This window comes from Rhizobium hidalgonense, assembly GCF_005862185.2.
Classification (GTDB): Bacteria; Pseudomonadota; Alphaproteobacteria; order Rhizobiales; family Rhizobiaceae; genus Rhizobium; species Rhizobium hidalgonense.
Window position 1 is genome coordinate 41,608 of record NZ_CP054029.1, and the last position, 23,267, is coordinate 64,874.

Annotated in this window: 23 protein-coding genes; 9 read left to right on the plus strand and 14 right to left on the minus strand. The window is 62.3% G+C overall.

Annotation, left to right across the window (positions count from 1 at the left end; all coding sequences use genetic code 11):
• The first annotated feature begins 397 nt into the window (after positions 1–397).
• Positions 398–1,441: an NAD(P)-dependent alcohol dehydrogenase gene (locus tag FFM81_RS29045; RefSeq protein WP_003564018.1), complete on the plus strand. Its 1,044-nt coding sequence runs from the start codon at positions 398–400 to the stop codon at positions 1,439–1,441.
• A 15-nt stretch (positions 1,442–1,456) separates the two neighbouring features.
• Here FFM81_RS29045 and FFM81_RS29050 read toward each other — a convergent pair whose 3' ends face one another.
• The 4 genes from FFM81_RS29050 to FFM81_RS29065 all read right to left on the minus strand — a co-directional run bounded on the left by FFM81_RS29050 (position 1,457) and on the right by FFM81_RS29065 (position 5,263).
• Entirely contained in the window at positions 1,457–2,029 is a 573-nt protein-coding gene (locus tag FFM81_RS29050; RefSeq protein WP_128399923.1) for a DedA family protein, read from the minus strand.
• Between the two features lie 41 nt (positions 2,030–2,070).
• Positions 2,071–3,432 (minus strand): FAD-containing oxidoreductase, encoded by a 1,362-nt coding sequence (locus tag FFM81_RS29055; protein ID WP_003564015.1) that lies wholly within the window; start codon positions 3,430–3,432, stop codon positions 2,071–2,073.
• Positions 3,429–3,890: a membrane protein gene (locus FFM81_RS29060; protein ID WP_003564012.1), complete on the minus strand. Its 462-nt coding sequence runs from the start codon at positions 3,888–3,890 to the stop codon at positions 3,429–3,431. The genes FFM81_RS29055 and FFM81_RS29060 overlap by 4 nt, the downstream gene beginning before the upstream one ends.
• A 185-nt stretch (positions 3,891–4,075) precedes the next feature.
• Positions 4,076–5,263, minus strand: a complete 1,188-nt coding sequence (locus FFM81_RS29065; RefSeq protein ID WP_003564010.1) for an acyl-CoA dehydrogenase — start codon at positions 5,261–5,263, stop codon at positions 4,076–4,078.
• A 175-nt stretch (positions 5,264–5,438) separates the two neighbouring features.
• On the opposite strand from FFM81_RS29065, the gene FFM81_RS29070 reads away from it, so the two are divergent.
• On the plus strand, positions 5,439–5,777 hold the full coding sequence (locus FFM81_RS29070; RefSeq protein WP_003564008.1) for a cupin domain-containing protein: 339 nt from the start codon (positions 5,439–5,441) through the stop codon (positions 5,775–5,777).
• Here FFM81_RS29070 and FFM81_RS29075 read toward each other — a convergent pair.
• Entirely contained in the window at positions 5,770–6,732 is a 963-nt protein-coding gene (locus FFM81_RS29075; protein WP_003564006.1) for a LysR family transcriptional regulator, read from the minus strand. The genes FFM81_RS29070 and FFM81_RS29075 overlap by 8 nt on opposite strands.
• Before the next feature lie 174 nt (positions 6,733–6,906).
• Between FFM81_RS29075 and FFM81_RS29080 the strand changes: the two genes are divergently transcribed.
• From FFM81_RS29080 to mmsB, 7 genes are all read left to right on the plus strand, one after another.
• On the plus strand, positions 6,907–8,112 hold the full coding sequence (locus FFM81_RS29080; RefSeq protein WP_003564005.1) for an ABC transporter substrate-binding protein: 1,206 nt from the start codon (positions 6,907–6,909) through the stop codon (positions 8,110–8,112).
• A gap of 5 nt (positions 8,113–8,117) precedes the next feature.
• Positions 8,118–8,900: an ABC transporter ATP-binding protein gene (locus FFM81_RS29085; protein WP_003564004.1), complete on the plus strand. Its 783-nt coding sequence runs from the start codon at positions 8,118–8,120 to the stop codon at positions 8,898–8,900.
• Positions 8,900–9,601 carry an ABC transporter ATP-binding protein gene (locus tag FFM81_RS29090; protein WP_003564003.1) on the plus strand — a complete coding sequence of 234 codons (702 nt, stop codon included), beginning with the start codon at positions 8,900–8,902 and terminating at the stop codon, positions 9,599–9,601. Before FFM81_RS29085 ends, FFM81_RS29090 begins: the two co-directional genes overlap by 1 nt.
• Positions 9,602–9,605: 4 nt before the next feature.
• The gene (locus FFM81_RS29095) at positions 9,606–10,493 is read left to right on the plus strand and encodes a branched-chain amino acid ABC transporter permease (RefSeq protein WP_003564002.1); all 888 of its coding nucleotides are present in this window, start codon (positions 9,606–9,608) and stop codon (positions 10,491–10,493) included.
• Between the two features lies 1 nt (position 10,494).
• The gene (locus FFM81_RS29100) at positions 10,495–11,484 is read left to right on the plus strand and encodes a branched-chain amino acid ABC transporter permease (protein ID WP_025418931.1); all 990 of its coding nucleotides are present in this window, start codon (positions 10,495–10,497) and stop codon (positions 11,482–11,484) included.
• A 75-nt stretch (positions 11,485–11,559) separates the two neighbouring features.
• Positions 11,560–13,155, plus strand: coding sequence for a GMC family oxidoreductase (locus FFM81_RS29105; RefSeq protein WP_138385900.1), 1,596 nt, complete (start codon positions 11,560–11,562; stop codon positions 13,153–13,155).
• 9 nt (positions 13,156–13,164) lie between these two features.
• The gene (gene mmsB, locus FFM81_RS29110; RefSeq protein WP_003563999.1) at positions 13,165–14,046 is read left to right on the plus strand and encodes a 3-hydroxyisobutyrate dehydrogenase; all 882 of its coding nucleotides are present in this window, start codon (positions 13,165–13,167) and stop codon (positions 14,044–14,046) included.
• Positions 14,047–14,158: 112 nt separating this feature from the next.
• Here the strand turns inward: mmsB and FFM81_RS29115 are convergent, their stop codons facing one another.
• The 9 genes from FFM81_RS29115 to FFM81_RS29155 all read right to left on the minus strand — a co-directional run bounded on the left by FFM81_RS29115 (position 14,159) and on the right by FFM81_RS29155 (position 23,110).
• Positions 14,159–14,938, minus strand: coding sequence for an ABC transporter ATP-binding protein (locus tag FFM81_RS29115; protein WP_138385902.1), 780 nt, complete (start codon positions 14,936–14,938; stop codon positions 14,159–14,161).
• 174 nt (positions 14,939–15,112) lie between these two features.
• Positions 15,113–15,871: a fumarylacetoacetate hydrolase family protein gene (locus tag FFM81_RS29120; protein WP_003563994.1), complete on the minus strand. Its 759-nt coding sequence runs from the start codon at positions 15,869–15,871 to the stop codon at positions 15,113–15,115.
• A 79-nt stretch (positions 15,872–15,950) separates the two neighbouring features.
• Positions 15,951–17,324, minus strand: a complete 1,374-nt coding sequence (locus FFM81_RS29125) for an FGGY-family carbohydrate kinase (protein WP_138385903.1) — start codon at positions 17,322–17,324, stop codon at positions 15,951–15,953.
• Positions 17,321–17,641 (minus strand): L-rhamnose mutarotase, encoded by a 321-nt coding sequence (gene rhaM, locus FFM81_RS29130; RefSeq protein WP_003563991.1) that lies wholly within the window; start codon positions 17,639–17,641, stop codon positions 17,321–17,323. The genes FFM81_RS29125 and rhaM overlap by 4 nt, the downstream gene beginning before the upstream one ends.
• Positions 17,638–18,648, minus strand: a complete 1,011-nt coding sequence (locus tag FFM81_RS29135) for an ABC transporter permease (protein WP_003563988.1) — start codon at positions 18,646–18,648, stop codon at positions 17,638–17,640. The genes rhaM and FFM81_RS29135 overlap by 4 nt, the downstream gene beginning before the upstream one ends.
• Entirely contained in the window at positions 18,645–19,634 is a 990-nt protein-coding gene (locus FFM81_RS29140) for an ABC transporter permease (protein ID WP_138385904.1), read from the minus strand. Before FFM81_RS29140 ends, FFM81_RS29135 begins: the two co-directional genes overlap by 4 nt.
• Before the next feature lie 10 nt (positions 19,635–19,644).
• Complete coding sequence (locus tag FFM81_RS29145) at positions 19,645–21,180, minus strand: sugar ABC transporter ATP-binding protein (RefSeq protein WP_138385905.1); 1,536 nt, start codon at positions 21,178–21,180, stop codon at positions 19,645–19,647.
• A 73-nt stretch (positions 21,181–21,253) separates the two neighbouring features.
• On the minus strand, positions 21,254–22,249 hold the full coding sequence (gene rhaS, locus FFM81_RS29150; RefSeq protein WP_138385906.1) for a rhamnose ABC transporter substrate-binding protein: 996 nt from the start codon (positions 22,247–22,249) through the stop codon (positions 21,254–21,256).
• 48 nt (positions 22,250–22,297) lie between these two features.
• Positions 22,298–23,110, minus strand: a complete 813-nt coding sequence (locus FFM81_RS29155) for a DeoR/GlpR family DNA-binding transcription regulator (protein WP_003563982.1) — start codon at positions 23,108–23,110, stop codon at positions 22,298–22,300.
• Between the last annotated feature and the right edge of the window lie 157 nt (positions 23,111–23,267).

Below are 23,267 nucleotides of genomic sequence, written 5' to 3' on the forward strand. Positions count from 1 at the left end.
CGATCCCTTGTCTTTATGGTTACGCGTACCGGCGTTGGCTGACTGTCTCTCGGGAGCGCGGCGATCGGCTTCACGAGCCGGTGCCAGAAGTCCCGGAATAACCTTGCTATCGTCGGACCGTAAGACCGATTTCCGCCAACATCGTCACGATCGTTCTTCATCTCTTTGCCTGTCCTCATTGCCAGGGAACTCGCAATAAGAATGTACTCCCCGACGACTTCGGCTGAAATCATACAGAGGTCTAGGAATGAAAATCTTTCGGGTTATGGAAAATGGGCATTTCATCATATGTCGAGCAAAAGCCTGCATGATGCAATTGAACTGCCACCCCTGACGGTCTTATAGTCGCTTCAACGGCGCTCGATGAATTGCCGGGGCCATAGGGAGGAAACCGATCATGACCAAAGTCCGTGCACTGGTGCTGGAACGCCAGCATGAGCTAACCCTTCGCGATATCGATCTGCCGCTTGAAACCGGCCCCGGCGAGGTGAAGATCAGGATTCACACAGTCGGCGTCTGCGGCTCCGATGTGCATTATTATACGCACGGCAAGATCGGCCCCTTCGTCGTCAACGCGCCGATGGTGCTCGGCCATGAGGCGGCCGGCACGGTGGTCGAGATCGGGGCCGGCGTCACCCATTTGAACGTCGGCGACCGCGTCTGCATGGAACCCGGCATTCCCGATCCGAATTCTAAGGCAAGCCGGCTCGGCCTCTACAATATCGATCCAGCGGTCACCTTTTGGGCGACGCCGCCGATCCACGGCGTGCTGACGCCGGAGGTGGTGCATCCCGCCAATTATACGTTCAAGCTGCCCGACAATGTCAGCTTTGCCGAAGGCGCTATGGTCGAACCTTTCGCCGTCGGCATGCAGGCGGCGAGCAAGGCGAAGATAACGCCCGGTGATACCGCCGTCGTCCTCGGCGCCGGGCCGATCGGCACGATGGTGGCGATCGCCGCCCTTGCCGGCGGCTGCGCCCGCGCGATCGTTGCCGATCTCGCCCAGCCGAAGCTCGATATATCAGCGCAGTACCAGGGCGTCATTCCGGTCAATATCCGCGAGACGAACCTGGTCGAAGAAGTGGGCAGGTTGACCGACGGTTGGGGCGCCGATGTCGTCTTCGAATGCTCCGGTTCGCCGAAAGCCTGGGAAACGATCATGGCGCTGCCGCGCCCGGGCGGTGTCATCGTGGTCGTCGGCCTGCCGGTCAACCCGATCGGCTTCGACGTCTCGACGGCGTCCACCAAGGAGATCCGCATCGAGACGGTGTTCCGCTACGCGCACCAGTATGAACGCTCGATCGCGCTTTTGGCATCGGGTCGCGTCGATCTGAAGCCGCTAATATCGGAGACCTTCAAATTCGAGGAATCGATCCAAGCATTCGATCGCGCGGTCGAAGCGCGGCCGAGCGATGTGAAGCTGCAGATCGTGATGGAATAGGCGAGCCGCTTGGCTCTAGGAGGGCCCGGCGCTCGGTTTCATCATTTTGCGAAAGGCAAGAGCCGCGGCTGCGACGACCGCTGCGGCTCCGACGGCGATCAGCAGATGGCGGTGAAGGGGAAGGTGGCCCAATGTCTGCTGGATGCCGTGTCCGAAGAGGTAACCGAGCGCCGTGAACAATTGCCCCCAGATCAGCGCGGCAACGGCGTTCAAGACGACGAATTTTCCGGTCGGTATGCGCGTCGTCCCGATGACAACAGGGCTGATCGTCCGCAGCCCCACCAGAAACCGAAAGGCCAGGATGAAGCCTGTGGGATAGCTTTCCAGAAGGTGGGTCACGCGTGCCATCGCCGGCTTTTCCATCAGCCGGCGGACAAAGCCCCATTGCGCGGCATACCGGCCGGCGAAGAACCACATCTGGTCGCCGGCAAAGGAGCCTGCGGTGGCCGCAAACGCGGCCGACCAATAGGTGAGCAGCCCCCGATGGGCAATCACGCCGCCCAGGAAGGCGGCCGTTTCGCCCTCGAAGGCGGCACCCAGAAAGATCGCCAGCAGGCCGTAATTCTCGATCAGCAGTTCGATAGACACCAGCGGTCTCCGGCCCCGACTCTTGAAGCGTCAATGCGCAACTAAACTGGCTTCAAATCCCCAAGCAGCGTCGGGATCAGCTCCGATACCGTCGGATGGATTGGCACCGACCATTTGAGCGCGGGGTAGGTCGTTCCTGCATTCATCGCATCGATAAAACCGTGGATCACTTCGTCGCCCTCGATGCCCAAAATCGCCGCGCCGAGGATTTCCTGGGTCTCGGCATCGGCAATCACCTTCATGAAGCCCTTGGTCTCGCCGCGTTCGTTGGCCCGGCCGACGCGGCTCATCGGCCGGGTCGAGACCATGATCCTGCGGCCTGAGGCACGCGCTTGCTTCTCCGTCATCCCGACGCGGCCGAGCGGCGGATCGATATAGAGCGCATAGGCGGGGATGCGGCTCGAGAGTTTGCGGTCTTCGCCGTCGATGAGGTTGGCGGCGGCGATCTCGAAATCATTATAGGAGGTGTGGGTGAAGGCGCCGTGGCCATTGCAGTCGCCGAGCGCCCAGATGCCCTCGACATTGGTGGCGAGCCTGTCGTCAACGGTGATGAAACCGCGTTTATCGGTGGCGACGCCGGCGGCATCGAGGCCGAGATCGTCGGTATTCGGCTTGCGGCCGGTGGCGATCAGCACGTGGCTCGCATCGATCGTCGCCGAGCCGGCAGTGACGCTGACCCCGCGGCCATTGTGCGCAAAGGCGATGTTGCCGGCATCGGTGTGGACGTTGATGCCTTCGGCGCGCAGGATGTCGGCGATCGCATCGGATATATCCTCGTCTTCGCGCGATGCGAGCTTCGGGCCGTGCTCGACGACGCTGACGTCGGCGCCGAAGCGGCGATACATCTGCGCGAATTCTAGTCCGATGTAGCTGCCGCCGATCACCGCCAGATGCCGCGGCAGTGTGTCGAGATGGATGATTGAGGTGCTGGTGAGGTAGTCGATATCATCGATACCAGGCAGTTCCGGGATGACGGGTCGCGCGCCGACATTGAGGAAGATGCGCGGCGCGCTTAGCATCTCGCCGTTGACGCTGACGGTCTTCGGGCCCTCGAAACGGGCATGGCCATAGATCACGCTCATGCCGTCCATGCCGCCGAGCCAGCCGATCAGGCCATTGCGGGCATTCATCGTCACCGTTTCGGCCCGGGCTCTCACCACCTTCATGTCGACGGCGATCTCGCCGGGGATATTGATGCCGTAAACTGCGCCGCTTCTCGCGACATGGGCGGCGCGAGCGCTGGCCACCAGCGTCTTCGTCGGCATGCAGCCGGCATTGACGCAGGTGCCGCCAAGGAATTTGCGCTCGATCAGCGCCACGTTCATGCCCTTTTCGACCATGCGCGCGGCAAGCGACGGGCCGGCCTGGCCGGCGCCGATGACGATGGCGTCGAAGCTCTTCATGACACGGCTCCCACAATCAGCAGCGCGCCGATGACGGCGACGGCATCCTCGATGAGAGCGGCCGGCAGATCCCTGCCGAATGAGCCGGCAAGCCTGGCGCGAACGGCGGCGCCACCATAGGTGCCGATGACGGCGCCGATCACGCCGGCGATCAGCCCGCCGAAGAGCAGGCTGCTGGCTGCGCCGATCGCGGCACCCGAGAGTGCGCCCGAGACGATGCGGGCGCCGAATTGCATCGGCACCTTGCGCGACGGCGTCGACGGCAGCTGGTCGGCGATCAGCTCGATGACGGCAAGGATCGTGAAGATCCACGGTGTCCAGCGATAGCCCATGAAGGCAAGCGGCGTCTGCGAGACGTCGAACCAACCGAGTGCTGCGCCCCAGGCGACGGCGGCCGGCGCGGTCATGGTGCGAAGGCCTGAAATGACACCGATCAGCAATGCAAGAAGCAGAAACATGCGATCCCCTCTTTGCCGGCCTCGCGCCGCAGAGGGAAGGTTGCACATTGTCAGGCGCGTGGCAATTCGGCGTGTTTCGCTGGCCCAAAACGCGTCGCGACCTTTCGCATTCGCTCCTCACGCTTTAGGTCTTTGTTTTTTCAATCTCTTGATCGTAAAACCGCTGCACGGTCTTCACGCATACTCTAGTTCGCAAAGGCCGCGATGCCGGTGATTGCCCGGCCGATGATCAGCGCGTGGATGTCGTGCGTGCCCTCATAGGTGTTGACCACTTCGAGGTTGACGAGATGACGAGCGATGCCGAATTCGTCGGAGATGCCGTTGCCGCCGAGCATGTCGCGGGAAGCGCGCGCGATATCAAGCGCCTTGCCGCAGCTGTTGCGCTTGAGGATCGAGGTCAGCTCCACTGGCGGATGGCCTTCCTCTTTCATACGGCCGAGCCGCAGGCAGCCCTGCAGGCCGAGCGAAATCTCCGCCGCCATGTCGGCGAGCTTCCTCTGGATCAGCTGGTTGGCGGCAAGCGGCCGGCCGAACTGTTTGCGCTCCAGCGTGTATTGTCGGGCTCTGGCATAACAATCCTCGGCAGCGCCTAGCGCGCCCCAGGCGATGCCGAAGCGGGCCGAGTTGAGGCAGGTGAACGGGCCCTTGAGACCGGTCACATCAGGCAGAAGATTTTCCTCGGGCACGAAGACCGAGTCCATCACCACTTCGCCGGTGATCGAGGCGCGCAAGCCCACCTTGCCGTGGATAGCGGGGGCCGAAAGCCCCTTCCAGCCCTTTTCGAGGATGAAGCCGCGGATGAGGCCATCCTCGGTCTTTGCCCAGACGACGAAGACGTCGGCGATCGGCGCGTTGGAGATCCAGGTCTTCGAACCGGTCAGGCTGTAGCCGCCGTCGACCCTTTTGGCGCGCGTCGCCATCGAGCCGGGGTCGGAGCCGTGGTCGGGTTCGGTCAGTCCGAAGCAGCCGATCCATTCGCCGGATGCAAGCCTCGGCAAATATTTGAGCTTCTGCTCTTCGGAGCCGAAGGTTTCGATCGGCACCATGACCAGCGAGGACTGCACGCTCATCATCGAACGATAACCGCTGTCGACCCTTTCGACCTCGCGGGCGATCAGGCCGTAGGCGGTGTAGCCGAGGCCGGCGCCGCCGTAATCGGGGGAGATCGTCGGGCCGAGAAGGCCGAGTGCGCCCATTTCGCGAAAGATTTCGGGATCGGTCTTTTCATTGCGGAAGGCGTCGAGAACCCGCGGTGCAAGCTTTTCCTGCGCATAGGCATGGGCCGTATCCTGCACCATGCGCTCTTCGTCGGTCAGTTGTTCCGCCAGGCGGAACGGGTCGGCCCAGTCGAAAACCTCGCGCGTATGCTGCATGGCGGCGTCTCCTCACCCTTGCATTCAGGCTTGCCTCATCAAAGGTCGCATAGACCCGCCAGCCGAGCGCGTCAACTAAAGGCGCCCCTCTCGAAAAGACAGGGACCGCGATCTTTTCAAATGCGTCGGCATGATCCACTTTGCCCGCGATCGATTCTGGAACGAGGAGACGGAAATGTCGTCAAGCGATCTGTTCGTATCGGCCGAAGGCGCCGAGTGGGTCAATCCCGAGCCCGGCGTCGTCAGGCGGATCATGACCTATCTGCCCGAGATGATGATGGTGGAAGTGGCCTTCGAAAGCGGCGCCGTCGGTGCTGCCCATTCACATCCGCATATCCAGGCAAGTTATGTCGCCGAGGGGAGTTTCGAAGTGACGATCGACGGCCGCACCGAGGTGCTGCGGCAGGGCGGCAGTTTCATCGTGCCTCCCAATCTCGTCCATGGTGTCAAGGCGCTGGAAAAGGGCCGACTGATCGATAGCTTCACGCCGCACCGGGCCGAGTTTCTCAAATAGGTGAGGTCTCGGCTTCCGGCCGGCGCGGCAAGCCGGCGGCCGTGACATAGGGCGGCACGAAGCGCGCGTCCTCGCCGCGCACGGCCTGGCGCAGAAAGTCGATGACGGCGCGCACACGCGGGGCCTGTTTCAGGTCGCGATGGCAGGTGATCCAGTAGTGGCGCTTGAGGTCGATCTCCTGGGGCAGCACACGCACGAGCTCGGGATAACGGCTGGCGAAGAAATAGGGCAGGATGCAGAGGCCGAGGCCGTTTCGGGTCGCAGTGAGCTGCGCGAAGATGCTGGAACTCTGGAACTGCGGCTTGATGCGGGGGTGCACATCGCTGAGGTAATCCAGGCCCGGCGCGAAAATCATCTCCTCGATATAGCTGACGAAGGGATGCTCGAGCAGGTCCTCGCGGCAGGTAATGCCGGGCGCTTTCGCCAGATAGTCGCGCGAGCCGTAGATCTGCAAGTGATAGTCGGTCAGCTTCTCAGCGAAATAGGGCCCGCCCTTCGGCTCGTCGAGCACGACGGAAAGATCTGCCTCCTTGCGCGACAGCGACATGATCTGCTGGATCGTCACCAGCTCGAGCGAGAGATGCGGGTGTTGGGCGGCAAATCGCGGCAGCACGGTCGCGAAGAAGAAATTGGCAAAACCCTCCGGGGCGCTGAGGCGCACCAGGCCGCGCTGCGCCATCGAGCCGTCGGCAAGGTCGGCGCGCAGGCGCTCGGTCTCCTGCTCCATCCTCTCGGCCGTTTCGACGAAGCGCGTGCCCATTGATGTCAGCACATAGCCGCGCGGATTGCGCTCGAACAGCTTGACCTTGAGGGTGAATTCCAGCCGGTCGATGCGCCGCGAAACCGTGGCATGGCTGGAACGCAGCTGGCGGGCCGCCGTCGACAGCTGTCCGGTGCGGGCGACGGCTAGAAAAAACTGAAGATCGTCCCAAGTAAACTGCGGTGGATTGCTCATGGTGAGCCCCTCTGTTCAAAAACGAACAGATACTGTTTGGAATTAGTTGTAAACCACCCGTTGCTTCGACGCGGAATTTCCGTGATCGTAAGGCGAGGGTCCGCCGTTCTGAGGAGTGCGGCTGGCCAAATCTGAACAGATCCGCAATTTGGCTCATCTCTGGGAGGAGAGAATATGCGTAAGAATCTCGTTGCATCGGTAGCATTTCTGCTTGCGAGCAGCACAGCGGTGCTCGCGCAGAGCGCGACTGACGGCAAGGTCAAGATCGGTATCCTGAACGACCAGTCGGGCGTCTATGCCGATTTTGGCGGCAAATCTTCCGTCGAGGCCGCCAAGATGGCAGTCGAGGATTTCGGCGGCAAGGTGCTGGGTGTTCCGGTGGAGATCGTCGATGCCGACCACCAAAACAAGCCCGATATCGCCTCCAACATCGCCCGCCAGTGGTATGACACCGAGCAGGTCGACGCGATCATGGAATTGACGACCTCCTCGGTGGCGCTCGCGGTGCAGGCGATCGCCAAGGAAAAGAAGAAGATCGACATCGTCACCGGTGCGGCGACAACCGATCTGACCGGCAAGGCCTGTTCGCCCTACGGCTTCCACTGGGCTTACGATACCCATGCGCTCGCGGTCGGCACCGGCGGCGCGCTCGTCAAGCAGGGCGGCGACAGCTGGTTCTTCCTGACCGCCGATTATGCCTTCGGCTATTCGCTGGAGCAGCAGACCACCGACTACGTCAAGGCAAGCGGCGGCACGGTCGTCGGCGCCGTCCGCCATCCCTTGTCGAGCCAGGATTTCTCCTCCTTCCTGCTGCAGGCGCAATCGTCCGGCGCCAAGGTGATCGGCCTTGCCAATGCCGGCCTCGACACCTCGAACGCCATCAAACAGGCGGCCGAATTCGGCATCACCCAGGGCGGCCAGCATCTGGCGGCGCTGCTCTTCACGCTCGCCGAAGTCCATGGTCTCGGCCTCGAGGCGGCGCAGGGGCTGACACTGACGGAAGGCTTCTACTGGAACCGCGACGACGAAAGCCGCGCCTTCGCCAAGAAGTTTTTCGCCCGCACCAACAAGATGCCGAATATGATCCATACCGGCACCTATTCGGCGGTGACGCAATATCTGAAGGCGGTGCAGAAGGCCGGCACCGACGAGACCGAAGCCGTCGCCAAGGTGCTGCATGAAATGCCGGTCGATGACGTCTTCGGCCGCGGCGGCACGGTCGGCGCCAATGGCCGCATGATCCACGACATGTACCTGCTGCAGGTCAAGAAGCCGGCCGACAGCAAGGAGCCGTGGGATTACTTCAACGTTCTCGCCACCATTCCCGGCAAGGAAGCCTATATCGATCCCGCCAAGAGCGGCTGCGATCTGGTGAAGTAAGCACGATGGCGGTTTCCGCGATTGAAACTCAGGCAAAGCCGCGGGTGGTATTATCCGCCCGCGGCCTGCGCCGCGATTTCGGCGGCTTCACGGCCGTCAAGAATGTCGATCTCGACGTGCATGATGCCAGCGTGCATGCGCTGATCGGCCCGAACGGCGCCGGCAAGACGACGGTCTTCAACTTGTTGACGAAGTTCCTGCAGCCGACATCGGGCTCGATCACGCTGATGGGCACCGATATCACCGGAACGCCGCCCGACAGGGTGGCGCGCATGGGGCTGGTGCGCTCCTTCCAGATCTCGGCGGTGTTCCCGCATTTGAGCGTTCTCGACAATGTGCGCGTGGCGCTGCAGCGGCCGAACAATCTTTCCACGCAATTCTGGCGGCCGCTGTCGGCGCTCGACCGGCTGAATGAACGCGCCGAGCAGCTGCTTGCGAGCGTCGGGCTTTCCAAGGAGCGCGATCATGTCGCCGCCGATCTTTCCTACGGCCGCAAGCGGGTGCTGGAGATCGCCACGACGCTGGCGCTGGACCCGAAGGTGCTGCTGCTCGACGAGCCGATGGCCGGCATGGGGCTGGAGGATGTCGGCGTCGTCTCGGCGATCATCCGCGATGTCGCCCGCGACCGGGCGGTGCTGATGGTCGAGCACAATCTCTCCGTCGTCGCCAATATCTGCCAGCATGTGACCGTGCTGCAGCGGGGCGAGATCCTCGCCGAAGGCGATTACGCCACCGTCAGCCAGGACGAGCGCGTCCGCGTGGCTTATATGGGCACGGAGGAGCATTGATGGCCGCTCTCCTCGAAATCCAGGATCTCAATGCCTGGTATGGCGAAAGCCATGTGCTACACGGCGTCGATATGCGGGTGGGAGAAGGCGAGACGATCACCATTCTCGGCCGCAACGGCGTCGGCAAGACGACGACGCTGCGCACCATCACCGGCATCGTTCGGGCTCGCAAGGGCAGGATCAGCTTTGCCGGCAGCGACATGATGCAGGTGCCGCTGCACAAGACGGCGCACCGCGGCATCGGCTTCGTGCCGGAGGAGCGCGGCATCTTCTCGACGCTCACCGTTTCGGAAAACCTGCTGCTGCCGCCTGTGGTCGCGAAGGGCGGCATGACGCTCGACGAGATCTACGAGCTTTTCCCCAATCTCTACGAGCGCCGCGGCAGTCCGGGCACCAAACTATCAGGCGGCGAGCAGCAGATGCTGGCGATCGCCCGGATCCTGCGCACCGGGGTCAGGCTGCTCATTCTCGACGAACCGACCGAGGGGCTCGCGCCCGTCATCGTCCAGCGCATCGGCGAGGTGCTGCAGACGCTGAAAGGACGCGGGATGACGATCCTGCTCGTCGAACAGAATTTCCGTTTCGCCAGTCGTATTGCCGATCGCTTCTATCTGATGGATCATGGACAGATGGTATCGGAATTCCCGGTCGGCGAACTGCCGCAGCGCATGGATACGCTGCATAAGGTTCTGGGAGTGTGACCAGATGACGATGATCTTCGGCATTCCCCTGCAGGCGCTGCTTGGCCAGTTGCTGATCGGCCTGATCAACGGCTCGTTCTATGCGCTGCTCAGCCTCGGCCTTGCCATCATTTTCGGCCTGCTCAGGGTGATCAACTTCGCCCATGGCGCGCAATATATGCTCGGCGCCTTCGTCGCCTATCTGCTACTCACCTATGCCGGCATCGGCTACTGGCCGTCACTGATCCTGGCGCCCGTCATCGTCGGCCTTGCCGGCGCCGTCATCGAGCGATTGTTCCTGCGCCGGCTCTATGATCTCGATCCGCTCTACGGCCTGCTCTTCACCTTCGGAATGGCGCTCGCGGTCGAAGGCACCTTCCGTTTTCTCTACGGCTCTTCCGGCCAGCCCTATGCGACACCGGCGGCGCTGGCCGGCGGCGCCAATCTCGGCTTCATGTTCCTGCCGATCTACCGTGGCTGGGTGGTCGTCGTCTCGCTGGTCGTTTGCCTCGGCACCTGGCTGCTGATCGAAAAGACCAAGCTCGGGGCGTATCTCAGGGCCGCCACCGAAAACGCCGTGCTGGTGCAAGTCTTCGGCGTCAACGTGCCGGTGCTGCTGACGCTCACCTACGCGCTCGGCGCCGGGCTTGCCGCTTTCGCCGGCGTGCTGGCGGCGCCGATCTATCAGGTCTCGCCGCTGATGGGCTCGAACATGATCATCGTCGTCTTCGCCGTGGTCGTTGTCGGCGGCATGGGGTCGATCATGGGCGCGATCATCACCGGTTATGTGCTCGGCATTGCCGAGGGCCTGACCAAAGTCTTCTATCCCGAGGCTTCCAACATCGTCATCTTCGTCATCATGGCGATCGTGCTTCTCATCAGGCCCGCGGGCCTCTTCGGCCGGGATGCCTGATATGACCGACATCACCGACACCATCCGAACGGAAAAAAGCCGAACCGCCCTTTCGGTGCAGGCGGGCTTCCTGCTCGTGGGATTGCTGCTTCTGCTGCTGGCGCCGTTTTTCTTCTATCCGATCTTTCTGATGAAGCTGCTCTGCTTCGCGCTCTTTGCCTGCGCCTTCAACCTGCTGCTCGGTTATACCGGCCTGCTTTCCTTCGGCCACGCCACCTTCTTCGGCGGGGCCGCCTATTTCACCGCCTATACGGTGAAGGCATGGGGCCTGCCGCCGGAACTCGGCATCCTGATCGGCGTGGCGGGCGCCGCCTTTCTCGGCCTCGTCATGGGCTTCTTCGCCATCCGCCGCCAGGGCATCTATTTTGCGATGATCACGCTGGCGCTGTCGCAGATGTTCTTTTTCTTCTGTCTGCAGGCGAAGTTCACCGAAGGTGAGGACGGCATCCAATCGGTGCCGCGCGGCCATCTCTTCGGCTTCATCGATCTGAACAGCTCGACCAACATGTATTATTTCGTGCTGGCGGTTTTCCTGATCGGCGTGCTGATCATCTGGCGTTTCATCAACTCGCCCTTCGGCATGATCCTGAAATCGATCCGCGAAAACGAGCAGAGGGCGATCTCGCTCGGTTATTCCGTGGCGCGTTACAAGCTCGGCGCCTTCGTCATGTCGGCGGCACTGGCCGGGCTTGCGGGCGCGGTGAAATCGATCGTCTTCCAGTTCGCGACGCTCACCGACGTCGCCTGGCAGATGTCGGGCGAGGTGATCCTGATGACGCTGCTCGGCGGTATCGGCACGCTGATCGGCCCGCTTTTCGGCGCCGGCCTGGTGGTGGCGCTGGAGAACTACCTCGCCACCTCGGAATTCCCGGTGACGATCATCACCGGCATCGTCTTCATGGTCTGCGTGCTGATTTTCCGCCGCGGCATCATCGGCGAATTCTACGCTTCGCGGCTGGGGCGGAAGCTAGGCTTCGTCTATCGCCGCTGAACGGCGGAACTCTCCTCTTTCCGCAGCGCGGGCGGAGGGAAGCGGCAGGCATCTGGAGTTTCGTGCGGGGCGCACATGGATCGTTATGACTACATCATCATCGGGGCAGGCAGCGCCGGCTGCGTGCTTGCCAACCGGCTATCGGCCGATGGCAGGAGCCGGGTGCTGCTGCTCGAAGCCGGCGGCAGCGACAATTACCACTGGATCCACATTCCTGTGGGCTATCTCTATTGCATTAACAATCCGCGTACCGACTGGTGCTTTACCACGGCGCCGGAAGCGGGATTGAACGGCCGGGCGCTGAGTTATCCCCGCGGCAAGGTGCTCGGCGGCTGTTCGTCGATCAACGGCATGATCTACATGCGCGGCCAGGCGCGCGATTACGACCTCTGGCGGCAGATGGGCTGCACCGGCTGGGGCTGGGACGACATTCTGCCGTTTTTCCGCAAGTCCGAGGATTTTTATCGCGGCGCAGACGAGATGCATGGCGCCGGCGGCGAGTGGCGGATCGAGAAGGCGCGCGTGCGCTGGGCCGTGCTCGATGCCTTCCAGCAAGCGGCGAGGGAAGCCGGCATTCCGGAGACCGGGGATTTCAACCGCGGCAGCAACGAGGGCTCCGGCTATTTCGACGTCAACCAACGCTCTGGCATTCGCTGGAACACCTCCAAGGCCTTCCTGCGCCCGGCACGGAAGCGCTCCAACCTGACCGTGCTCATCAAGGCGCAGGTCCGGCGGCTGCTGGTGGAGGAGGGCGCCGTTGCCGGCGTAGAATTCCAGCACGATGGCGTGGCGAAACGCGCTTATGCGACCAGGGAAACCATCCTTTCGGCCGGTTCGATCGGCTCGCCGCATATTTTGGAGCTGTCGGGCATCGGCCGGGGCGAGGTTCTCAGCCAAGCGGGCGTCGAAGTCGTCGCCGAGGTGAAGGGTGTCGGCGAGAACCTGCAGGACCATCTCCAATTGCGGCTGGCCTATAAGGTGACCGGCGTTCCGACGCTGAACGAGAAGGCGACGAAGCTGATCGGCAAGGCGGCGATCGGGCTCGAATATCTCGTGCGGCGCTCCGGCCCGATGGCGATGGCGCCGAGCCAGCTCGGCATCTTCACCCGCTCAGGTCCTGACCGGGAAACGCCCGACCTGCAATATCACGTGCAGCCGGTCTCGCTGGAAAAATTCGGCGATCCTGTCCATCCCTTCCCGGCGATCACCGCGAGTGTCTGCAATCTGAGGCCGGAAAGCCGAGGTTCAGTGCACCTGTCGAGCCCGGATTTTGCCGCCCAGCCGACGATCAGTCCGAAATACCTCTCGACGCAGCGCGATCGTGACATAGCGGTGCGTTCAATACGCTTGACGCGCAAGATCGTCGCGCAGCCTTCGTTCGCGAGGTTTCGGCCGGAGGAATTCAAGCCCGGGCCGAGTTATCAGACCGAGGCCGATCTGGAGCGGGCGGCGGGCGAGATAGGCACGACGATCTTCCATCCGGTGGGAACCTGCCGCATGGGCGCCGACAGGGACAGCGTCGTCGATCCCCGGCTGAAACTCCGGGCGCTTGGCAAGCTTAGGATCGCCGACGCCTCGGTGATGCCGTCGATCACCTCGGGCAACACCAATTCGCCCACGATCATGATCGCCGAAAAGGCAGCGGCGATGATCCTCGAAGACAACAGGTAGGAGAAGACCATGGCAAGGATCGCATTCATCGGCCTCGGCAACATGGGCGGGCCGATGGCGGCCAATCTCGTCAAATCGGGTCACGAGGTCCTCGGCTTCGATCTCGCGGCCTCGGTGCTGAAGGCGGCCGAGGCGAGCGGCGTCAGAGCGGCAAGCCATGCCAGTCAGGCGGTCAAGGACGCGGAGGTCATCATCACGATGCTGCCGCAGGGCAGGCATGTGCTGACGGCCTGGACCGATATTCTGCAGACCGCGGCGCAGGACACGCTGGTTATCGATTGCTCGACGATCGATGTCGAGAGCAGCCGCAAGGCGCATGAGATGGCGAAGGCCGCAAGCTGCCTGTCGCTCGACGCGCCCGTCTCCGGCGGCACCGGCGGGGCGAGCGCCGGCACGCTGACCTTCATGGCCGGCGGCTCGGACGAGGCCTTCGCCAGGGCCAAGCCGATCCTGGAGGCCATGGGCAAGAAGATCGTCCATTGCGGCGAGGCGGGCGCCGGCCAGGCGGCGAAGATCTGCAACAACATGATCCTCGGCATCTCGATGGTCGGCGTCTGCGAAGCCTTCGTGCTGGCTGAGAAGCTCGGCCTCTCGCACCAGGCGTTGTTCGACGTCGCCTCGACCTCATCAGGCCAGTGCTGGGCGATCAATACCTATTGCCCGGTGCCTGGGCCGGTGCCGACGTCGCCGGCGAATAACGGCTACAAGCCGGGTTTTGCCGCGGCGCTGATGCTGAAGGATCTGAGACTCTCGCAGGAGGCAGCGCTGGCGAGCGGTGCGTCAACGCCGATGGGTGCCGAGGCTGCGCAGCTTTTTGCGCTCTTCGAAAAGCAGGGCAATGGCGGACGGGATTTCTCCGCCATCATCGAGATGTTTCGCGAGAAGGTGTAGGCGACGGCCTAAAGCGCGTCGCGATCTTTCAGATTCGCTCCTCGCGCTTTGGGTCTTTGTTTTTACGCAGGTCGTTATCGCAAAACCGCTGCACACTTTTGCGCGACATGCTCTAGAGGAGATAGCTGACCGGCTCTTTGCGAACCGGATGTGGGAAGACGCCCATGCCGACGCCGAAAATCGAGTGCAGCGTGTCGGCCTGCATGATCTCGGCGGGCGTGCCTTCGGCCTCGATCCGGCCGCGGCTGAGCGCGACGATCGCGTCGCAGTAGCGGGCGGCAAGATTGATATCGTGCAGCACGATGACGACGGTCAGCCCGCGTTCGTGGCTGAGATCCTGCACCAGGGAGAGAACGCTCGCCTGGTGGGCGAGGTCGAGCGCCGAGGTCGGTTCGTCGAGCAGCAGGCAGCGGGCGTCCTGGGCGAGCATCATGGCGATCCAGGCGCGCTGGCGTTCGCCGCCGGACATGTTGGCGACGGAGCGATCGGCAAAGTCCTCAAGCTCGGTGCGGGCGATGGCCTCCTCCACCTTGCTGCGGTCCATTGCGGTGAAGCGGCCGAGCGTGCCGTGCCAGGGAAAACGGCCGAGCGTCACCAGTTCGCGCACGGTCATCCCATCGGTCGCCGGGGTGAATTGCGGCATGTAGGCGACGTGCCGGGCAAATTCCCGGGCGCCCCAGTCTCCTGCCGCCTTGCCGCTGAAGGAGATGGCGCCGGATTGCGGCGCGACCTGGCGGGCGATGATCTTCAAAAGCGTGCTCTTGCCTGAGCCATTCGGTCCCACCAGGCCGTAGATACGGCCCTTTTCGAGAGTCAGGTCGATGCCATGCAGGATCGGCGTCGGCTCAATGGCATAGGTAATGCCCGACAGGGCAAGGAAAGACGAAGGCATGGTCTGCTCCAGGTTCCGCGTTGCAGGTTCGGGAGGGCCCGAGACGTGTATCAGCCCTCCCTCCCGCACCCGGTTCCTGCAAAACTAAACCTTGGTTGTCAACTTAACATTTTCCGCCGAGCGTGAAGGCGGTCATGCGGTTCTGGCCGCGGCCGCAGGCGGAACCGGTATCAATCATGCCTTCGACACCGAGAAACTCAGCCTGACATCGCCGAACAGGATGTCGATCGCGCCGGGTTCGGTCAGTTCGATCGCGCCACTCAACGTGCCCGTCGTGATCAGCGCGCCTGCCTTCAGCGACGTTTCGGGACGCAAGCCGTCATTGGCGTAATCGACCAGCCAGGTGAGAACGTCGCCTTTCGGATGCTGCGCCGGACCGTCATAGATAGTGCGGCCGGCATGGGTGACCTTGAGCGGCGTGCCGCCGGCGGTGTCGACAGCGCTCTTTTCGACCTGCGGGCCGAGCACGTAGCCGCTGTTGCCGAGGCGGTCGGCGACGAACAGCAGAAAGGAAACGGCACCGCTTTCCTTGACGGCGCTGACCAGCAGCTCGGCGCCGAGATAGACGGAGGAGATCGCCTCGACCACTTCGGCACGGCTGTAGGCAGTGCCTGCGCGGATCGGCAGATCCTTGCCGAGGCGCACGGCAATCTCGGTCTCGAATTTCAGCCCCGGATACCAGGCAATATCGGCGCCGGAGACGGCTTCGGCATAGGGATGCAGCGGCGCAGCGACCGCCTGGCCCTGCGGCGAAACCGTCACCTTCCACGCATTGCTGGAAATACCTTCGGCGGCGGCGAGGAAATTCTGCGCCTCCATGGCCTGATGCAGATCAGCCGGCAGCGCGAACGTGCTCGTTGCCTCCTGCCTGGCGTCTTGATGCAGACTGTGAAGCCTGGCTGCAAGGGCGCGCGGATCGAATGTCTCTGTCATGGTGTCTCCTCGACTTCATTTTCGAGGTGACACACTAACCGCAAGCCAAGGACGGACAAGGCCGTTCTTGGAAAGACTCCTATTCCATCGCGGCGTACCAGCGGTCGCGATAGGCGATCAGTCCTGGGATATCGGCCGGTGCAAAATGCCTCTCGGCACCTGAGACCGGCCGGATGCCGGTGAGCAACGCCGCGCCCTGGCTGGTGCCGGTTGTGCCGGGAAGGGCCATAACCTCGCGGCCGGCAAGTGCCGCAAGCAGCTTCAGATAGGTCTCGTTGAGGGCAAAAGGTCCTTCGACGACGACGGGGCCCTTGGCGCCGATCAGCCCGAGGCAGGCGTCGGTCATCAGCGCCAGATAGAGGCAGGCGGCGGCATGACGCGCCTCGCGGCTTACTTCCTCCGCGCCGATCCAACGGCCTATTTTTCCCGGGAAGGGTTCGGAGGCGGGGGCGATATTGGGCAGCAGCATCATGCCCTTGCCGATCACAGCACCGATCGCCGCCCAGGCGTCGTCGTCGTTCACTGGGCCGATCTCGGCCGAAAGCATCTCGAATTCCCGCCCGCCCATGAAACGCGAGGCTGGGACGGCTCGGCCATAGGCGTCGACATTGGCGAGTGCATCGCGGCTCGGATCGAGGTGGTCGAGATCGCCGCCGACGCCGAAACTGATGACCCATGTGCCTGTCGAGACGACGGCGAAGGGGGCTTCCCGATGGACGAGGTGCGGCAGCAGCGAGGCATTGGAATCGTGGATGCCGCAATAGACCGGGACGGAAATGCCGATTTCGTCGGCGATCTCGGGCAGGACAGGGCCGAGCGCATCGAAGGCGGAGCGGATCGGCGCCATCAGATCGCGGATGCCGAGCCGGTCGACGAGGGAGGAATAGTCTGATGTTTTCGGATTCCAGAGGTCGGTGTGGCAGCCGAGGGAAGTCAGTTCGTTGGCGGAGACGCCGGTCAGCCGCGCCGCCCAATATTGCGCATAGGTGAGGATGGTGGCGACCTCAGCGAAGTCTGCCGGAAAGGCGCTCTTCTGGTAGTGCAACTGCGCGCCGACATTGAGGCCCATCGCAAGGCGCGGCGAGAATGTTTCGTCGAAGGCGGGACGCAAGGCGGTATAGGCATCGCGGATCGCCTCAGGATATTCATGCTCGTAGTCGATCACGGGCATTGCCAGCGCACCGTCCCGGTCGAGCAGCGCGGCCGCCGCGCCATGGGTGGTGATCGAAATGGCATCGAAGCCGGGTTCTCGCGCAAGGCGCTTCAGCGCGTCGAGTGCGAAGGACCACAGGGCCTCTATGTCGTAGTGCGGATAGGGGCCAGTTTTGATCGTGATGTTCGGCCGTTTCAGCACGGCGATCTCGGTGCCGGTTTCGCTGTCGAGGACGACGACCTTGGCATTGGTCTTGCCGATGTCGAGAACGGCGATGCGGCGATAGGAGAGGGTGCTCATGGCATATGGAAGAGGGTGACGAGGTCGCTCTGAACGGGCGAGTTATCCGGATTGCTTGCCATGATATCGGCCATATGAGCCCACCATTTCTTCATGACCGGATGCTCCGGCAGGCTTGCCATCGTGTGGTCGGCCGGCCGCGTCAGCACGCCAAACAGCGTGTTGGTCTCGCGGTCGAGATGGATGGAATAGTCGCTGGCGCCCGATTGGTGCAGGAGATCGACCAGTTCCGGCCAGATCTCGTCATGCCGCTTGCGGTATTCGGCTTCCATGCCGGGGTTGAGCTGCATCTTGAAGGCGTGTTTTTCCAGGGTCATCGGGAGCTCATGAGCTTGATGCGGCGGGCAATGATCGGGATCGCAATAGTGATAATCAGGAGCAGGCCGATGAAAATCGACATGACGATGCCGGGCACGTTCAACAGGCCGAGGCCGAAGGTGACGAGGCCCATGACGAAGGCAGCGATGACGACGCCGCCGATCCTGCCGGAGCCGCCGAGGATCGAGATGCCGCCGAGCACGACCATGGTGACGACTTCGAGCTCCCAGCCTTGGGCGATCGACGGCCGGGTCGAACCGAGGCGCGAGGTCAGGCAGACGGCGGCAATGCCGCTCATGACGCCGGTCAGCAGGAAGAGAATGAATTTCACGCGCTCGACCGGGATACCGGAGAAGCGGGCGGCAAAATCATTATTGCCGATCGCATAGACCTGCCGGCCGAAATTCGTCGCATGCAGCAGGATGGCGAAGAGGGCCGCCAGTACGATGAACAGCACGAATTCGAAGGAAAACACCCAGAACACATAACCCTGACCGAAATAGGCGAAGTCGGCGGGATACTTGCCGTAAGCCTGGTCGCCGAGCACGATATAGGAAATGCCGCGGAATAGGCTCATCGTGCCGATGGTGACGACGATCGACGGCAGTTTCAGCACCGAGACCAGCACGCCGTTGAAGATGCCGCATGCAAGGCCGGTGCCGATGCCGATCAGCACCAGTCCGGGCGTGCCGACGCCAAGCTGCGCCGCCGCCCCCATCGCCGTCGAGGCAAGCGCGATGATCGCGGCGACCGAGAGGTCGATTTCGCCCGAGATGACGAGCAGCGCCATGGCGAAGGCGATCATCGCCTTTTCGGTGAAGTTGAATGTCGCGTCCGAGAGGTTCCAGGCATCGAGGAAATAGGGAGAGGCCACGGAATTGAAGATGAAGATCAGGACTGCGACACCGAAGAGCAGCACTTCCCAGCTCGAAATGACGCGCTTGAAAGGTGTGCCGAGCCGATCGGGAATGACCCGTTTTCCGGGTGTCGAAGAAACGGTGCTCATGCTGCGACCTCCGCTGCTGCGCGGTCACGCAGGATGATGCGGCCTCGATTGCGCTCGCGCCTTGCGTTGAAGACGACGGCAAGGATGATGACGGTTCCGGAGATCGCCATCTGCGTGAAGGGCGAAATGCCGATGACCGGCAGGGCGTTCTTGATGACGCCGAGGAAGAGCGCGCCGAGCACGGTGCCGGCGACAGAGCCGACGCCTCCGGCAATCGAGATGCCGCCGATAACGCAGGCGGCGACGCTGTCGAGTTCGAAGCCGTTGGCGATATCGACATAGGCGACGGCATAACGCGACACCCAGAGATAGCTGGAAAGGCCGGCAAGCGCCCCCGAAAGCACGAAGGTCAGGAATTTCGTGCGGCCGGTATCGATGCCGGCATAGACGGCAGCCGTCGGATTGCCGCCGGTCGCATAGGCCGAGCGGCCGAACTGGCTGTAGCGCAGCAGCATGTACATCAGCGCGACGATGATGATCGCGACCCAGGCCAACACCGGCAGGCCGAGAATCGGCGTGCGGGGGACGGCGAGGAAGGTCGGTGTCATCTGGTGCGCGTTCACCCAGGCGCCGCCGGAGAGCACAAAAGCCATGCCGCGATAGATGGTAAGCGTGCCGAGGGTGACGACGATCGGCGGGATTTCGAGGCGCCAGACGAGGAAGCCGTTGATGGAGCCGAGCGCAGCACCGATCACGACCGCGGCAAGAATCAGCAAGATCAGCGGCAGGCCGGGAAAGGCGGCATTCATCATCGCGATCGCCATGCCGGTAAAGGCGAGATTGGCGGCAACCGAGAGATCGATCGATTTCGTCAGGATGACCGTCATCTGGGCAAGCGCCAGAATGATCAGGATCGCTGTATCGTTGAAGATACCGGCGAGATTGTCCGGTGTGGCGAAATCGGCGGCCCGCGTCGAGAAGATGCCGATCATCAGCACGATGATGGCAAAGAGCAGGGTTTCGCGTTTTCTGATCAGTTTGGCCATGCCCATCACCTCATGCATTTCCGGTCGCCGCGCGCACCAGCGCTTCCGGCGAAAGCTGATCGCGCTCGAAGAGCCCGGCCGACAGACCTTCCTTCATCACCAGTACCCGGTCCGACATGCCGATGATTTCGGGCAGTTCGGAAGAGATCATGATGATCGAGAGGCCCTCTGCGGCAAGCTCGCTGATGAAGCCGTGGACGGCAGCCTTCGAGCCGATGTCGATGCCCTTTGTGGGTTCATCGAGGATGATGACCTTGGGCGTGGTGGCGAGCCACTTGCCGATGACGACCTTCTGCTGATTGCCCCCCGACAACGTGCCGACCGGCACGGAGAGGGCGGCGGCGCGCAGATCCAGCCGCTCGGCATATTTGCGGGCGAGCGCGAATTCTTCCGCCGCCTGCAGGAAGCCCTTGCGCGAGGTGCGTGCGAGCGATGGCAGCGTCATGTTCTGATAGATCGGCATCGGCAGCGCCAGGCCGTGGCGGCCACGCTCTTCCGGCACATAGACGATGCCGGCCCTGATCGCATCATGCGGCGAATGGATCGAAATTTCCCGGCCCTCGAGCGTCAGCCTGCCGGAGAGCGGCCGGGTGATGCCGAAGAGCGACTGTGCGAGTTCCGACCGTCCGGCGCCGATCAGGCCGTAGATGCCGAGAATCTCGCCCTTGCGCAGTGTCAGCGAAATATCGCGGAATTCGGTGCGGTGGCTGTATTTTTCGACGTCGAGCACCGGAGCGCCGATTGCCACGTCGATCTTCGGGAAGGCGTTTTCGACGTCGCGGCCGACCATCATACGGACGATTTCGTCCTGTGGCGTTTCCTTGAGCCGGCCCTGACCGATAGCGCGGCCGTCGCGGAAGACGACGAAATCGTCGGCGATCTCGTAGACCTCGTCGAACTTGTGGCTGATGAACAGGATCGCCTTGCCCTGTTCCTTCAGGCCCTTGATGATGCGGAAGAGATCGTCGATCTCCTTGCGGGAAAGGGCGGCCGTCGGCTCGTCCATGATGACGATGCGGGCCTCGATCGACAAAGCGCGGGCAATCGCCACTAGGTGGCGCTGCGCGATCGAGAGGTCCTTCAGCCGGATCGTCGGATCGATATTGCTTTCAAGCGCGGTCAGCAGCGTCTTCGAGCGGCTGTTCATCACCTGCCAGTCGATGGTGCGAAAGCGCGTGCGCGGCGCATGGCCGAGGAAGATGTTTTCGGCAACCGTCAGCTCGTCGAACAGCACGGTTTCCTGATGGATGGCGGTGACGCCGGCATCGATCGCCGCCTGGGCGTTGGAGAAGGTCACCGTTCGGCCGTCGACCAGGATCTCGCCTTCGTTCGGCCTGTAGATGCCGGTCAGGATCTTGACGAGCGTCGATTTGCCGGCGCCGTTTTCGCCGATCAGCGCGGTGACCGTGCCGGGGTGAAGCGCGATGCTGACATTGTCGAGCGCTTTCACGCCTGGAAAGATCTGCGAGATGCCGCGCATTTCCAGAATGGCGGGGGCATCGCCGGTTTTGCTGTCCGTGACGGATTGTTGAAAGGCGGCGTTCATCGGCTTATACCAGTGTCGAATGAGAAATCCCGGCGGCTATCAGGCCGCCGGGCTTTTATAGAGCTGCTTCGGATCAGAAGACCTTGGAGAACTGGTCGATGTTGGAAGCGTTGTAGACGAAGGGATCGGCCATGGCGGCTTCGCCATTGTCGCCAATCTTGATCTTGCCCATGCGGCCTGCTTCGATTTCGCTGCCCGGCTTGCCGTCGGTATCACCCTTTGCCAGGTGATAGGCGATCTGGGTGGCGGAATAGCCGAGATCGATCGGATTCCAGATGGCGAATTCCTTCGTGGCGCCCGACTTGATCGCGCCGGCCATTTCGGACGGCAGCCCAAGACCGGTGACGTAGACCTTGCCGACGAGACCCTTGTCTTCGACGACCTTGGAAGCGGCGAGAACGCCGACCGTCGTCGGAGCGACGATGACCTTGACGTTCGGGTTGGACTTCAAGAGGCCTTCGGCTTCACGATAGGACTTGTCGGAGAGGTCGTCGCCATAGACTGTGGTGACGAGGTTGAGGCCGGCGAAATCCTTGAGCTGCTTTTTCATCTGGTCGATCCAGATGTTCTGGTTGGTCGAGGTGGTCGTTGCCGACAGGATGGCGAAGTCACCCTTGCCACCTTCAAGGTGGTCCTTGACGAGCGTCAGGCACATCTTGCCGATCAACTCGTTGGAAGATGGGTTGAGCTGCAGGATGCGGCCTTCAGGTGCGACGCCGGAATCCCAGGAGATCACCTTGATGCCGCGCTGGGCAGCCTTCTTCAGCGCCGGAACGAGCGCGTCGGGATCGTTCGCCGAAACGGCGATGGCATCGACGCCCTGGGCGATCAGCGAGTTGATCACTTCGATCTGGCCTTCGGCCGTCGTCGAGGTCGGGCCGGTGTAGATCACTTCTACGCCGCCCAGTTCCTTGGCGGCTTCCTGGGCGCCCTTATTGGCGGCGTCGAAGAAGCCGTTGCCGAGCGACTTCACGACGAGGCCGATCTTGATGTCCTTGGCGCTGGCAGCACCGGCCATCATAGCGACGGCGAGCGCTGCGCCGAGCGCAAGTGTCTTTGCGAATTTCATGTCACTTTCCTCCCATTAAGATTTAGACTTCCACACCTCGGCGGCGCCTCACGCGACCGACGAGGAATCCTCCTTCGCCAGCTGCGCCACCGGGTTCGCGACAATGAGCCGGACGCCGGCATTCTCGACCATGCGAGCTGCCTCTTCCGAAATCCCGTCATCGGTGATGATCGCAGAAACGCGGTCGAGCGCGCAGAGAATGAGGCTCGACCGGCGATTGAATTTGCTTGAATCGGCCATGACGACGAGTTCGTCGGCCTGGTGCATCAGCTTCTGCTCGCTCTGGATAATGAGGGCGTCCGCCTCCATGATCCCGAGCGGGCCGACGCCCTGCGCGCCGATGAACATGCGCCGCGCATAAAAATTGCGGATCGCGTCATTGTCGAAAGGCGACAGGATCAGGCTCTGTTCGCGATAGATCGCGCCGCCCGGCACCGTCACGGTGTTTTTCGAGTGCTTCACCAGATGTTCGGCAATGGCAAAAGAGTTGGTCATTACCTGCAGGCGGTGGCCGGCCATATAATGCACCATCTGGAAGGTCGTCGTGCCGCCATTGATGATGATGGCGTCGCCGGCCTCGCAAAGTTCGACGGCGGCGCGCGCAATTGCACGCTTTTTATCGATGTTGACTGATTCTGAAACCCGGAAAGGCCGGCCGGCGAGATTGCCGAGCTGCGGCGGATGCACCGCCTCCGCGCCGCCGCGGACGCGACGGATCTTGCCCTGCACATGAAGAGCCGCAATGTCGCGCCTGATTGTCGCTTCAGAAGCTTCCGTCAACTCGGCAATGTCCTGGATCGTGACGACGGACTTTTCCTGGACGGCGCTTAAGATAATACGATGACGTTCGCGTTCGTGCATTGGGCTCCTCCTCTTCTCATATTTATTTCGTATCCATTAAAGCCTGTCAATCACAAACGATCATAAAATTTCATATTGCGCTGCACAATAATCGAATTTGATCGTTTTCGATTGACAAGCGTAGTTTTGATGCGCGATACCGTCAGCGAAAGGGCGC

Bases quoted from the DNA above. Each gene is read 5' to 3' on its own strand.
- FFM81_RS29045 (WP_003564018.1), top strand. From the start codon at position 398: ATGACCAAAGTCCGTGCACTGGTGCTGGAACGCCAGCATGAGCTAACC.
- FFM81_RS29055 (WP_003564015.1), bottom strand. From the start codon at position 3,432: ATGAAGAGCTTCGACGCCATCGTCATCGGCGCCGGCCAGGCCGGCCCG.
- FFM81_RS29060 (WP_003564012.1), bottom strand. From the start codon at position 3,890: ATGTTTCTGCTTCTTGCATTGCTGATCGGTGTCATTTCAGGCCTTCGC.
- FFM81_RS29065 (WP_003564010.1), bottom strand. From the start codon at position 5,263: ATGCAGCATACGCGCGAGGTTTTCGACTGGGCCGACCCGTTCCGCCTG.
- FFM81_RS29070 (WP_003564008.1), top strand. From the start codon at position 5,439: ATGTCGTCAAGCGATCTGTTCGTATCGGCCGAAGGCGCCGAGTGGGTC.
- FFM81_RS29075 (WP_003564006.1), bottom strand. From the start codon at position 6,732: ATGAGCAATCCACCGCAGTTTACTTGGGACGATCTTCAGTTTTTTCTA.
- FFM81_RS29080 (WP_003564005.1), top strand. From the start codon at position 6,907: ATGCGTAAGAATCTCGTTGCATCGGTAGCATTTCTGCTTGCGAGCAGC.
- FFM81_RS29085 (WP_003564004.1), top strand. From the start codon at position 8,118: ATGGCGGTTTCCGCGATTGAAACTCAGGCAAAGCCGCGGGTGGTATTA.
- FFM81_RS29090 (WP_003564003.1), top strand. From the start codon at position 8,900: ATGGCCGCTCTCCTCGAAATCCAGGATCTCAATGCCTGGTATGGCGAA.
- FFM81_RS29095 (WP_003564002.1), top strand. From the start codon at position 9,606: ATGACGATGATCTTCGGCATTCCCCTGCAGGCGCTGCTTGGCCAGTTG.
- FFM81_RS29100 (WP_025418931.1), top strand. From the start codon at position 10,495: ATGACCGACATCACCGACACCATCCGAACGGAAAAAAGCCGAACCGCC.
- FFM81_RS29105 (WP_138385900.1), top strand. From the start codon at position 11,560: ATGGATCGTTATGACTACATCATCATCGGGGCAGGCAGCGCCGGCTGC.
- mmsB (WP_003563999.1), top strand. From the start codon at position 13,165: ATGGCAAGGATCGCATTCATCGGCCTCGGCAACATGGGCGGGCCGATG.
- FFM81_RS29115 (WP_138385902.1), bottom strand. From the start codon at position 14,938: ATGCCTTCGTCTTTCCTTGCCCTGTCGGGCATTACCTATGCCATTGAG.
- FFM81_RS29120 (WP_003563994.1), bottom strand. From the start codon at position 15,871: ATGACAGAGACATTCGATCCGCGCGCCCTTGCAGCCAGGCTTCACAGT.
- FFM81_RS29125 (WP_138385903.1), bottom strand. From the start codon at position 17,324: ATGAGCACCCTCTCCTATCGCCGCATCGCCGTTCTCGACATCGGCAAG.
- rhaM (WP_003563991.1), bottom strand. From the start codon at position 17,641: ATGACCCTGGAAAAACACGCCTTCAAGATGCAGCTCAACCCCGGCATG.
- FFM81_RS29135 (WP_003563988.1), bottom strand. From the start codon at position 18,648: ATGAGCACCGTTTCTTCGACACCCGGAAAACGGGTCATTCCCGATCGG.
- FFM81_RS29140 (WP_138385904.1), bottom strand. From the start codon at position 19,634: ATGGCCAAACTGATCAGAAAACGCGAAACCCTGCTCTTTGCCATCATC.
- FFM81_RS29145 (WP_138385905.1), bottom strand. From the start codon at position 21,180: ATGAACGCCGCCTTTCAACAATCCGTCACGGACAGCAAAACCGGCGAT.
- rhaS (WP_138385906.1), bottom strand. From the start codon at position 22,249: ATGAAATTCGCAAAGACACTTGCGCTCGGCGCAGCGCTCGCCGTCGCT.
- FFM81_RS29155 (WP_003563982.1), bottom strand. From the start codon at position 23,110: ATGCACGAACGCGAACGTCATCGTATTATCTTAAGCGCCGTCCAGGAA.